General features: G+C 43.7%; 10 protein-coding genes. 4 read left to right on the forward strand and 6 right to left on the reverse strand.

Annotation, left to right across the window (positions count from 1 at the left end):
• Positions 1-1,093: 1,093 nt before the first annotated feature.
• Positions 1,094-2,314: an EAL and HDOD domain-containing protein gene (locus JHD45_RS18165; protein WP_199477915.1), complete on the reverse strand. Its 1,221-nt coding sequence runs from the start codon at positions 2,312-2,314 to the stop codon at positions 1,094-1,096.
• A 139-nt stretch (positions 2,315-2,453) separates the two neighbouring features.
• Between JHD45_RS18165 and ilvD the strand changes: the two genes are divergently transcribed.
• The 3 genes from ilvD to JHD45_RS18180 all read left to right on the forward strand — a co-directional run bounded on the left by ilvD (position 2,454) and on the right by JHD45_RS18180 (position 6,547).
• Positions 2,454-4,298, forward strand: a complete 1,845-nt coding sequence (gene ilvD / locus JHD45_RS18170; protein ID WP_199477916.1) for a dihydroxy-acid dehydratase — start codon at positions 2,454-2,456, stop codon at positions 4,296-4,298.
• Positions 4,299-4,441: 143 nt separating this feature from the next.
• The gene (locus tag JHD45_RS18175) at positions 4,442-5,284 is read left to right on the forward strand and encodes a 23S rRNA (adenine(2030)-N(6))-methyltransferase RlmJ (protein ID WP_199477917.1); all 843 of its coding nucleotides are present in this window, start codon (positions 4,442-4,444) and stop codon (positions 5,282-5,284) included.
• A 24-nt stretch (positions 5,285-5,308) separates the two neighbouring features.
• Positions 5,309-6,547 (forward strand): sensor domain-containing diguanylate cyclase, encoded by a 1,239-nt coding sequence (locus JHD45_RS18180; RefSeq protein ID WP_233407924.1) that lies wholly within the window; start codon positions 5,309-5,311, stop codon positions 6,545-6,547.
• A gap of 96 nt (positions 6,548-6,643) precedes the next feature.
• On the opposite strand, the gene JHD45_RS18185 is transcribed toward JHD45_RS18180, so the two are convergent.
• The 3 genes from JHD45_RS18185 to folA form a co-directional block, all read right to left on the reverse strand.
• Positions 6,644-7,915: a cation:proton antiporter gene (locus JHD45_RS18185; protein ID WP_199477918.1), complete on the reverse strand. Its 1,272-nt coding sequence runs from the start codon at positions 7,913-7,915 to the stop codon at positions 6,644-6,646.
• Between the two features lie 304 nt (positions 7,916-8,219).
• On the reverse strand, positions 8,220-8,642 hold the full coding sequence (locus tag JHD45_RS18190) for a secondary thiamine-phosphate synthase enzyme YjbQ (protein WP_199477919.1): 423 nt from the start codon (positions 8,640-8,642) through the stop codon (positions 8,220-8,222).
• A 63-nt stretch (positions 8,643-8,705) separates the two neighbouring features.
• Positions 8,706-9,215 carry a type 3 dihydrofolate reductase gene (gene folA, locus JHD45_RS18195; protein WP_067019460.1) on the reverse strand — a complete coding sequence of 170 codons (510 nt, stop codon included), beginning with the start codon at positions 9,213-9,215 and terminating at the stop codon, positions 8,706-8,708.
• 154 nt (positions 9,216-9,369) lie between these two features.
• On the opposite strand from folA, the gene JHD45_RS18200 reads away from it, so the two are divergent.
• On the forward strand, positions 9,370-10,221 hold the full coding sequence (locus tag JHD45_RS18200; protein WP_199477920.1) for a thymidylate synthase: 852 nt from the start codon (positions 9,370-9,372) through the stop codon (positions 10,219-10,221).
• An 80-nt stretch (positions 10,222-10,301) separates the two neighbouring features.
• On the opposite strand, the gene JHD45_RS18205 is transcribed toward JHD45_RS18200, so the two are convergent.
• Together JHD45_RS18205 and JHD45_RS18210 are read right to left on the reverse strand one after the other, a co-directional pair.
• The gene (locus JHD45_RS18205) at positions 10,302-11,210 is read right to left on the reverse strand and encodes a hypothetical protein (protein ID WP_199477921.1); all 909 of its coding nucleotides are present in this window, start codon (positions 11,208-11,210) and stop codon (positions 10,302-10,304) included.
• 37 nt (positions 11,211-11,247) lie between these two features.
• Positions 11,248-11,688 (reverse strand): GNAT family N-acetyltransferase, encoded by a 441-nt coding sequence (locus tag JHD45_RS18210; protein ID WP_199477922.1) that lies wholly within the window; start codon positions 11,686-11,688, stop codon positions 11,248-11,250.
• Between the last annotated feature and the right edge of the window lie 67 nt (positions 11,689-11,755).

The following is an 11,755-nucleotide window of genomic DNA, read 5'->3' on the forward strand; positions in this document are numbered from 1 at the left end:
AAATTAACCAGCCAAGAAAAAAACAAAGCAATAGACAAAAAAAAAGGGTGGCTAAAGCCACCCTATTGTCGCCGACATCCTATCAGCTTCTCGTCCTTTGAGTTCGACATCCTGCCGTTTCAACCCTGAAATAAAGACATCCTAGTCCAATCCATTTAAGTAACATAACATCCTGTTATGCACCACATCCTTTGTGTTCCTCCACCGTTCCCTGTGGATGAATTAACTTTACCACTTCACAAAAAAGAAGCAAACAGAGTGAAAACCCAAAATATCAGAATAAATCCTTATAAAACAGTCAACTAGATAAAATCCGAATGTTATTATCCTTTCATATGACGCTATTTATAGACACATCCTACAGATATGTCAGAAATAGCCTACAGATCCTTTTACGCCATATCATTCAAACTCAAAATGACACTAAAAAAACGATACTGGCAGTTAAAAAAACGGGCAGTATTCGATCATCAGAAGGTAAAGTTAATCTGCACACAAAGACGCCCATAATAAAGCGCCCTGAAAAGTGAAAAGTGAAAAGTGAAAAGTGAAAAGTGAAAAGTGAAAAGTGAAAAGTGAAAAGTGAAAAGTGAAAAGTGAAAAGTGAAAAGTGAAAAGTGAAAAGTGAAAAGTGAAAAGTGATGGTGTTATTTAGGATAAATCATGGAAATAAAAAAAGGCAGCCTAAGCCGCCTTATTTTCACCGTCATCCTATCGGTAACTCATCCATTGAGCACATCATCCTGACTTTTTACCATCCTAGTACTAGCACCATCCTAGTGTTAACAATCGCTATCCGAGCGATTTATTCTCATCCGTTGAGCGTCCTGAAAAATAGTCATCCTGCCTATCCACTGTCATCATTGCCTCATGCAATGCTGTCAATCCCTTGTATACATCCATGTTGTTCCCGTTCGACAAGGTAAATTTAACAGAATTTGCTTTAGATACAAGTAAGAAGAAAAACACTAAAAAAATAAAAACCCTATTAAAAACAATGAAATAAAAACAAAACATCATAAAAAGACAAATAGCCGACATAACAAAATGTATTGGCCTACAGGATTGTCAGAAATAACCTACAAAATAACCATTAAAACGTTGCAACAAATTGATCCGTCCACTGGATCGCTTCAAGATATGTGTCTCTAAGATCAGCAATATCACTCTCAAGCTTCACTTGGCGTCCATTGTCATAATACTCAATTAAGTCTAACGTCTGACCGACACGACCCGCTCTGTTAATGATGGCATTAATAAATTCGTTAGGAAGGGGTAACTCTTTCAAAACATCGCCAAGGCTCATGCCAGTACACACGTCAATCATGGACAACATGCCAGCTAGAAAGTATTTATCGTGATTACCATAGCCACGTTTTTTGGCAAACAATTCTGCGTGCTTGGCGCGTACCATGATTTGCTCTAAGAGCACTGGACGATCACCTGTCATCTCAGACATCAGTAATAAATTCGTTAACGCTTTCAGTTGATTGATGCCAATCAGCGAGATTGCCAAACGCACCGAGTCCACTGAAGCCACCAAACCAGTATAAGGAGAATTAAGATAGCGCAATAATTTATGAACCAGCCCCACATCCTGACTCACAATGCGCTCCAATTCATTAATACTTAAATCATCACTTTTTAGCATCTCCGCCATCAATTGCAGTAACGTCATGCTATTGACTTTTGACCCTTTGCTAGAAATAGTCTCCGGCCTCTCAAAGAAATACCCTTGAAATAAATCCACTTCCAGCAAGCGGCAAAAATGGTATTCATCCCAAGTTTCAATCTTTTCGGCAATGATCTTCACGTCAAAGCCGCGGAGTGCTTCAACTTGTCGATGAAACTCATCTTGCCCCAGTGCCAAAATATCCAGCTTAACGTAATCAGCCAGCTCGACAAAAGGCGTCAGTTTGGGTTCAAACACAAAATCGTCTAAGGCAATCTTAAAGCCTTTTTTCACCCAACGACGTAATGAAGCTAAGAGAACAGCATCGAAACCAGATCCTTCTAAAACCTCCACCACCACTTTATTAGGATCAAGCGGTACACTGCTTGGACTCAGCAAATAGCTACGGGGAAAGTTGACAAACGCCTTATTGGAGCCCACTAGATTATCCATGCCTATTTCCAGCAGGCTCGCGGTAATCACTTGTGCGGTTGCCCCGATATCATCCACCACCTCAGCGACGAGAGAATACTCACTTTTACGATAAAGCAATTCATAGCCCATAATCGCAAGATTATTGTCGACAATTGGTTGACGTGCCAATGAGACCGGTGCGTAATTTAGGATCGAATTATTCGACATAGTTATTCGCTCTCGCCTTAATGTAAAAACTTCACTATTGCCAATGTCTTAATATTGCCTAAAAAACATCATTGGGAATAGTGAATAAACTTGTTAACATGTGCGTCTATATAAAGCAAAAAAAACTGTGGGGAAACCAATGCCAGCATATCGTTCTAAAACGACTACATCCGGCCGCAATATGGCAGGCGCTCGCGCTCTATGGCGTGCAACAGGTATGAAAGATGATGACTTTCATAAACCCATTATAGCGGTAGCCAACTCGTTTACTCAATTTGTACCAGGCCATGTTCATTTAAAAGACCTAGGACAACTTGTGTGTCGTGAGATTGAAGCTGCCGGCGGTGTTGCCAAAGAATTTAATACCATTGCCGTCGATGACGGTATCGCAATGGGACACGATGGTATGCTATACAGCTTACCGTCTCGAGACCTGATTGCGGACTCAGTCGAGTACATGGTCAATGCCCACTGCGCCGACGCGCTCGTATGCATTTCGAACTGTGACAAAATCACCCCTGGCATGCTAATGGCTGCCATGCGCCTTAATATCCCCGTTATTTTTGTTTCCGGTGGACCAATGGAGGCGGGTAAAACCAAACTGTCTGAACACAATCTGGACCTAGTTGATGCCATGGTCATTGCGGCAGATCCAACGGCTTCTGATGAAAAAGTCGCTGAATACGAACGCTCTGCTTGCCCTACGTGTGGCTCATGTTCAGGTATGTTTACCGCCAACTCAATGAACTGTTTGACAGAGGCTCTTGGCTTAAGTTTACCCGGCAATGGCACCGTCTTAGCCACCCACTCAGATCGTCACCGTTTATTCGTTGAAGCAGGTCGTCGCATCGTCGACATCACCAAACGTTTCTACGATAACGATGAACCTCAATGGGCACCAAGAGCCATCGCCACATTCGAAGCCTTCGAAAATGCCATGACGCTCGATATTGCCATGGGTGGTTCCACCAATACCATCTTGCATTTGCTCGCCATTGCTCGCGAAGCGGATGTGGATTTCACCATGGAAAACATCGACCAACTCTCTCGTCGTGTACCTCAACTTTGTAAGGTCGCACCAAACTCTCCCAAATATCACATTGAAGATGTACACCGTGCAGGTGGTATTTTTGGCCTACTCGGCGAATTGGATCGTGCAGGCATTTTACATAATCAATGTCATACAGTTCACTCAAATACCATGCTAGAAGCACTGGAAACATGGGATATTATGCGCGCTCCCACAGCAGAAGTAATGGAACTTTACAAAGCGGGTCCTGCTGGAATTCCAACACAAACCGCATTCAGCCAGTCAACACGCTGGCCCTCTCTAGACGGTGATCGCGCTGAAGGCTGTATTCGCTCCATCGAAAACGCTTACTCAATGGAAGGCGGTTTGGCCGTTCTTTATGGCAACATTGCGTTAGATGGCTGCGTGGTAAAAAGTGCTGGTGTAGATGAGTCTTGCTTGGTATTTGAGGGGCCTGCTCACATTACAGAATCTCAAGATGAAGCGGTTAAAAACATCCTAGATGACAAAGTAAAAGCGGGTGAGGTTGTGATCGTACGTTACGAAGGACCAAAAGGCGGCCCAGGCATGCAGGAAATGCTCTACCCTACTTCTTACATCAAATCAAAAGGGTTAGGAAAAGCCTGCGCTTTGCTGACAGACGGACGCTTCTCAGGTGGAACATCGGGTTTATCGATTGGCCACGTATCACCAGAAGCCGCCGCAGGCGGTGCCATTGGTTTAGTAGAAACTGGAGATATCATCCGCATTGATATTCCAAACCGCAGTATCAATGTTCTGCTCACTGATGAGGAATTACAAGCACGCCGTGATGCAATGAATGCCAAGGGCGCTGATGCTTGGAAGCCAGCCGAAGCGCGCGCTCGTAAAGTATCGCCTGCACTTAAAGTTTATGCACACTTCGCAACCAGCGCAGACAAAGGTGCTGTTCGCGATTTAGATCAAATTCAATAAGATCTCAGTAAAAACACCTAAGACACAAAGGCTGCCTTTGATCCTCGTGACAGAGCAGCCTTTTTCTTTATATTCCTATGTTGCCATATTATCATTGAGCACAACGGAATCTTCTCCACTCCTTCACTCATTACGGGAACACCATGCTCAGCTATCGTCACATTTACCATGCAGGTAATCACGCCGACATTTTGAAACACATTACAATCAGTGAAATTTGTCGTCATCTGACAAAGAAAGACACGCCTTTCTTCTATCTCGATACTCATGCAGGCATTGGTCAGTACTTACTTGACTCTGAACAAGCACAGAAAAACAAAGAATTCCAAACGGGCATTGCTCGCCTTCTTGGTGAAAACAACTTACCAGAAGCCGTTGATCACTTCCTCGACATTGTTCGAGAAATGAATCCTAGTGACACCTTGACGATGTATCCCGGTAGTCCCAAAGTCGTTGATTACTACACTCGCCCAAAAGACAAGATGCACCTGTGTGAGTTACACCCAAATGACTATCCTATATTGGCGGCCCTTTTTCCCAATAAACGTCGCGCCAATGTAGTCAAAGATAACGGCTTTGATGCTGTTCGTGCCATGCTTCCACCACCGCAAAAACGTGGTTTTGTGCTCATGGATCCCCCTTACGAAGTCAAAAAAGACTACCAGCATGTTGTCACTGCGTTACAAGATGGCTACAAACGTTTTGCAACGGGAACCTTCGCCATTTGGTATCCTGTACTCAGTCGAAAACAAGCAAACAATTTGCTAAAAGACGTCGAAAACACCAAGATACGCAATGTATTACTACTTGAAATATGCATCCGTGATACGGAACAGGAACGCGGCATGGCTGGAAGTGGTATGATTATAGTCAATCCACCTTGGACATTGGAAAAAGAGGCAAAAGACTTCTTACCTGTGCTGACCAAATTGTTAGCCGAAGATGGCCAATCAAATTATCAAGTTCGCTGGATCACACCAGAGTAACTTGTTTTAAGAGGAGCAGAGCTAATGAGCACCGTGAATAACCCTTTTGAGTTGGCTTTTATCAATATGCCAACCCCCGCTTTCATTATAGAAAGCAAAACGGGCAAGCTAAACGCTGTCAACCACAGCTTCGCGATGTTGTTTGAAAACTTTAACGCGGCTCCTGGTGACTCTTGGATAGAGCTAAGCGAAGAAGCAAAGTCCGTTGAAGACTGGCTCAATCTTTGCGAGCAAATTCAACGTGGTGACATTGATCGTTGCGAAAGCTTACTGAACATCGGCACTAAACAGATCAATACTCAGCTCGAATTTCACCATATGGGCGAGTATGTGTTGGCATGTGTCTATGACACCGATCACATGGATTTAGCCGATGCCGAAAACACCCTGCTAAAATTTGCGTTAACAGAATCCTCTGCTGGCTTATGGATTTGGGAAACCGACTCCGATCTCATTTCCTGCTCTGCTTCCATCGCATTACTACTCGGCTGCTCACGAGAGCAAACCCCTAAATCGACTCGCGAATGGCACCATATGGTGCACCCAGACGATGTAGAAAGATTGAATAATACGGTCAATGAACATGTTATTCACCATCAAAGTTATTACGAATGTGAGTATCGTATCCGCAAGGCCGACGGCGAATACATTTGGGTAAAAGAAAGGGGACGCACTTATACAAAGCGACCTGATGGCAGCATTAAAAAAATTATTGGCTTTGTGGAAGACATCAGCCCACAAAAAGCCCTTGAAGCACACTTACGCACTCAAGCCACCTTTGATGAGCTAACTGGGCTACTCAATCGAGGCGCCGCAGCGACCCATTTCAGAAAGCAACTTGGCCTTGCCAAACGTCAATACACCCCATTAACCATGGCAAAAATTCACTTAGATGCCCATAATCGTCTAGCCGATTTACCCATGGAAGTTCGCAACCTGAGAATTCAAACACTCGCCCGCCACATTTATAAAAAAATTCGTGAAGCCGATGTATTGGCAAGGGTCGAACCCGACAAGCTCCTGCTGCTTTTACCAAATACCAGTATCAAGGATGCGATGCAGTTGCTGAATCACATTATTCATCCTACCGACAAAGAAAAAGCGTTATTACTAGAAGGCAAAGCGGACCCACTAGATTACTGTTTCGGCATTGCTGCTTTTCCAGAAGATGGCGAAGATATCGAAGAGCTAGCACAAAGTGCTAACGATGCTTTAGAAACAAGCCGATTAGAACACATCAAAGCATCTAGTCAAGCGCAATAACCTACTCCTTGAAGAAGATAAAATCCCCCAAAACCGACTGGTCTTGGGGGATTTATTACGCTATCCCTAACGGCCATCTTTAGCGAACAAGATCGCTTATTGGCTTTTCCCTTCTTCAATACTGCGTTTGATAATCGGTGATATGGTCGACCCTTGAACAATAATCGAAAAAATCACCACCACATAGGTAATCATAACTATCAAAGTATGATAGTCACAGCCATTAATGATGAGGCTGTTACGTGGAATCGAAGCAGCCATTGCCAATGCCAACCCTCCACGGAGTCCACCCCATGTCAAAATCTTAATGGCGTGGGCATCATAAGTTCGGTAACGGCGAAATACCTTATAGGGTATGGCCACACTAATAAAGCGAGCCAGCAAAACCAATGGAATCATTAAGATACCAAGCCCAGCCTCAGCCCAAGTCACAGGTAACACCACTAACAACAGGCCAATTAAGATAAACAACAGGGAGTTTAAGAAAGCATCAACCGTATGCCAAAAGTGCGATAAGGTTTGCTGACTATGTTCAGAGAAGCCTACCGTACGGGTGACATTTCCGATGAAAATACCGCTAACCACCATGGCCAGCGGACCGGAAATATCCAACAAGTTTGCCAATGCATAGCCTGCTGTTGGAATGCACAAGGTAATCAATAATTCGATACTACTGTCATTACTGCGACAAATCAGCCAGTGAGACACTAAGGCAATGACCACACCAAATAAAATCCCACCAACAGCATCCACCAAAAACAATTGGGAGACCCCTAGAAATGTGGGCGACTCACCAGAGAATGCTAGAGCAAAAATCGTCGTAAAAACCACCAATCCAACGCCATCGTTGAACAGTGATTCGCCTTCAACCTGTACCGAAATTTTATCCGGTGCATGCATTTTCTTAATAATTGCTAAGACCGCAATGGGATCTGTCGGACTAATCAAGGCACCAAATAGCATGCAATAAATCAGTGGTACCGACCAGCCCAATACATGAAACAGCGCATAACTTAAGAAACCAACGATAAAGGTTGAAGCTAATGTCGACCCTAACGCCATGATGGCAATCTCCCAGCGCTGATGCCTCAGCAAATGTAGATTGATCTCCAGAGCCCCCGCAAACAATAGAAACCCTAGCATTCCCTTCAACAGTAATAAATTAAAGTCGATGCCTTCCATTGAGGTTTGGATGGCATTCGTTAACGCATTACTGGAAAAATGTGCCAGTGTCATTAACAACAAAGAAATCACCACGGAGCCCGTTGTTATCGCAATTGTTGTTTGTAATTTGAGGACATATTGATTGGTGAAGGCGATAAAAATCGCCACGACGGATAAGAGACAAAGAAAGTACCACGCGTTCATTTGGGTTCCATATTGATAATTTAAATTTAAACTGGGTATCAGACTTATGTGAGAAAAGCCTTTAAAACAAAAAACCAATGGCGAGTGTCAATCTGGAGAAGGCGTGTTCTTAGATTCGATACTTGGTTTTAAAAACTAAACAGCAAAGCGACCAGATTATGGCAAAAATAGTCACAATCATCACAGATAAAAAACCTAAATTCTATTTAATTCTATATTTTGTCATAAATGGTAATCATTTGGGGCGATCATGCAGTTATCCTCTTGTATTATCGCTGCAAAAAGTTATTGATTAGTAAAGCGCCTAAGACTCCCCATGTAAGGTCATCAGCAAGCGCCTTGCCCCAGCATGATCTCGATGCTCTCCTAGATACACCCCTTGCCAAGTGCCTAAATATAGTAGGCCATTCTTGATAGGTATGGTGAGAGAGGATCCCAACATACTGGCTTTTATATGGGCGGGCATATCATCCGATCCTTCATAAATATGTTCATAATAGGGCTGATTTTCCGGCACCATAACGGAAAAATGCTGTTCCATATCGCGACGAACAGAAGGATCGGCGTTTTCATTAATGGTCAAAGAAGCTGATGTGTGCAACAACTGCAAATGCAACAACCCCACTGATACAGGCGCTAATTCATCTAGTGCCCTTTCAATATAATCAGTAATAAGATGAAAGCCTCGACGGCTTGCTGGTAACGTCACTTCACGTTGTTGCCACATAGTTTGCCTCTATTCTATAACATCGATTAATACTAGCTAATGACTTGGCTCAAAAGAGTCCCATTAGCTTGCGCTGCTTCTTTGGTAAACGGAAAAGCGATAATCGTAAGGATTGGGGCCTTCTGCTGCAAAAGATTCCTCAGCTAATAGTGTAAATGAAGGCCAATCCACCTCTGGAAAAAAGGCATCACCCTCGACCTGCGCATCCACATGAGTCACATAAAGACGCTCGGCACGCTCTAACGCCAATTGGTAAATTTGCGAGCCACCAATCACCATGACCTCTTCTTGCCCATTCACAAGACAAATGTCTTCGCCTAAAGCAATAGCATCGTCTAACGTGTGTACAACGTCTACGCCATCAGCCTGAAACGCCTCATCACGAGTAATCACAATATTGCGACGACCCGGCAGAGGTTTACCAATGGACTCAAATGTCTTGCGCCCCATTACAATGGGTTTACCCATGGTGGCTTGTTTGAAATACTTTAAATCGTTTGGCAAATGCCAAGGCAAAGCATTATTGATTCCGATGGTTCGATTCGTCGACATCGCAACAATGAGTGATAGCATAAAAACACCCTTTAAAAATGACACCGCATCACGGCATTGGGTTAAGACAAAGTGAAGTTCTGATATAATCGTTGGCAATCATTATACTCATGGCAAACAAGAATGCATTTCTCATGCGTTACTAGCTTTGCCAGCAACCAGACAAGGCAAGCCCATGAAACAATATTTAGACCTCTGCCAGCGCATCATAAATAACGGTGTATGGGTCAACAACGAACGCACAGGAAAACGTTGCCTGACGGTCATCAATGCGGATTTGACCTATGATGTCAGCAAAGGGGAGTTCCCTCTTGTGACAACTCGTAAAAGTTACTGGAAATCTGCCATTGCGGAAATTTTGGGGTATCTACGGGGTTACGACAATGCGGCCGACTTTCGAGCCCTTGGCACCAAAACATGGGACGCTAACGCCAATCAAAATGACGTCTGGCTAAACAACCCTTATCGCAAAGGTGAAGACGATATGGGACTATGCTATGGCGCCATTGGACGAGCATTTCCCAAACCGGATGGCGGTCATATTGATCTACTGCAACAAATCATCGACGATTTGAGCCGTGGTGTGGATAACCGTGGTGAGATTTTGACCTTTTATCACCCAGGGGCATTTCATATGGCGTGTCTGCGACCTTGTATGTACAGCCACCATTTTTCGCTACTGGGTGACACTCTCTATCTAAACAGCACTCAGCGCAGCTGTGACGTCCCTCTAGGCCTAAACTTCAACATGGTTCAGGTGTATGTATTGCTTGCCATTGTCGCACAGATAACCGGACATAAAGCTGGACAAGCCTTCCATAAGATAGTGAATGCTCACATCTATGAAGACCAGTTAGAGCTGATGCGTGATGTTCAGCTAAAACGCGAACCCTATCCACTGCCAACGCTGAAAATCAATCCTGAGATCAAATCCCTAAAAGACATTGAAACCTGGGTGACTTTGGATGATTTTATGGTGGAAGGCTACCAGTGCCACGAACCTATTGCTTATCCCTTTTCGGTTTAACCTCTATCAAATTAAAAAAACGGTGAATCCGAAAGGGTTCACCGTTTTTTATTACACGATTTCGCATGGTACCGAGACCGCTACACAACATCCTCTCGGCTTAGAAAAACATAATCCAGAATACGTTCACGCCCGCCCTGCTCTGCGGTTTTAATCGATGGAATATTATCGTTATCAATGTGTCCTATTAATACTCTGTCTTCTGTGTCATGGGTAAGCTGTTGGCATAAGAGCATTTGTGCTTTAGACGATAAATGCTGGCCTTGATAATCAGGCAAAATGGCTTTCTCGATCATCCAGTAGGCTTGAATAAACTCTCTAAGGCTCTCTTCATAAGCCATAAGACCCACCTTGGTCTGGCCTTGCATTATGATCATAACACTATCCATTTCGATCAATTCTTGCAGATAGTCTTTATCCGTTGGTGACAGTCTGTCTTTTAATTGAGGCATACGGCGATAAGCTTCTTGATAAGACACGTCAAGCGTATTTAGACACCATTGAAGGTCAGACATGACCGCCTTCTTGAGAACCAGATTATCTGGGCAGGATTCGAAAGAGTGATCACGTGTTGCTTTAGCAGGTAATGAACAGGCATAAAAGCCCTGATCCCGAATGCCTTTGCCTTTTTCTTTGGCAGGTCGAAGCACGCGAATATGTTTGGCTTGCAACGGCTCCCATAATTTAAAAATTTGCTCCGCCGCCTTAGACGTCAATGGGCCGGAACTGGCTGCAAGCTCAATATAAGGGGACTCTATATTCCCATTCAAAAAGCGCGGCCCCGTCAGATAATCCACTCCATCGCAGTGCATGACTTTTTGCAAAAAGAAATCTTGCGGCAACTCCAGCTCTTTAAACGGAAACAAAGCTGAAAAATCCGCACTCTCACACCAAGCTCGTTGCTCAGACAAATAGGTTTCTAACCCAGATTTTAAGACACCTGGAGCAATGGGAAGAAAACGAAATGACTTGTACAGATAATCCAACATACAACAAAGCTCCTGCTTAAAACCTACTGTTAATTAGTCACACTACCGCCCACTTATAGCGCACTTTCTGACGCGCACCGTGGACATACCCTGGGTCTGTTTTTGGCACCACAACTTGATCTAAATACTCGGCACCTAACTTTTCAATAATGTTAATAGAAGGGGCATTATCAACTTCTGCGGTAATCAGTATGCTCGAATAGAAGTCTTGTATAAAAGGCTTAATCGCCAAACAAGCATACAGCGAATAATGCTTGCCTCGAAACGCTTCATTTATGGCATAACCAAGATGCCCTGCGCAGTTCTGAACATGGCTCGTATTGCCTATGCGAAAATTAATATGGCCGACTACTTCCCCTTTTTCATTCTCGATCAGAAAATGATGGAATGGCACTAATTCACTATCCGTTTTAGGAGGCTCTACATACTTTTCATGGTTTAGCGTCACTGGCCCAAAACCCAACAAGTCGCCGTTCATTTTTTTTCCTCACGATTATTGATTGCCAAGTTCTCTAAATAAAAAAAACCAGCACTTGGCTGGTTTT

It is taken from the genome of Marinomonas spartinae, assembly GCF_016461715.1.
GTDB lineage: Bacteria > Pseudomonadota > Gammaproteobacteria > Pseudomonadales > Marinomonadaceae > Marinomonas > Marinomonas spartinae_A.

Coding starts and splice junctions, on each gene's coding strand:
- JHD45_RS18185 (WP_199477918.1), bottom strand. CDS start 7,915: ATGAACGCGTGGTACTTTCTTTGTCTCTTATCCGTCGTGGCGATTTTT.
- JHD45_RS18175 (WP_199477917.1), top strand. CDS start 4,442: ATGCTCAGCTATCGTCACATTTACCATGCAGGTAATCACGCCGACATT.
- ilvD (WP_199477916.1), top strand. CDS start 2,454: ATGCCAGCATATCGTTCTAAAACGACTACATCCGGCCGCAATATGGCA.
- JHD45_RS18205 (WP_199477921.1), bottom strand. CDS start 11,210: ATGTTGGATTATCTGTACAAGTCATTTCGTTTTCTTCCCATTGCTCCA.
- JHD45_RS18210 (WP_199477922.1), bottom strand. CDS start 11,688: ATGAACGGCGACTTGTTGGGTTTTGGGCCAGTGACGCTAAACCATGAA.
- folA (WP_067019460.1), bottom strand. CDS start 9,215: ATGCTATCACTCATTGTTGCGATGTCGACGAATCGAACCATCGGAATC.
- JHD45_RS18200 (WP_199477920.1), top strand. CDS start 9,370: ATGAAACAATATTTAGACCTCTGCCAGCGCATCATAAATAACGGTGTA.
- JHD45_RS18180 (WP_233407924.1), top strand. CDS start 5,309: ATGAGCACCGTGAATAACCCTTTTGAGTTGGCTTTTATCAATATGCCA.
- JHD45_RS18190 (WP_199477919.1), bottom strand. CDS start 8,642: ATGTGGCAACAACGTGAAGTGACGTTACCAGCAAGCCGTCGAGGCTTT.
- JHD45_RS18165 (WP_199477915.1), bottom strand. CDS start 2,314: ATGTCGAATAATTCGATCCTAAATTACGCACCGGTCTCATTGGCACGT.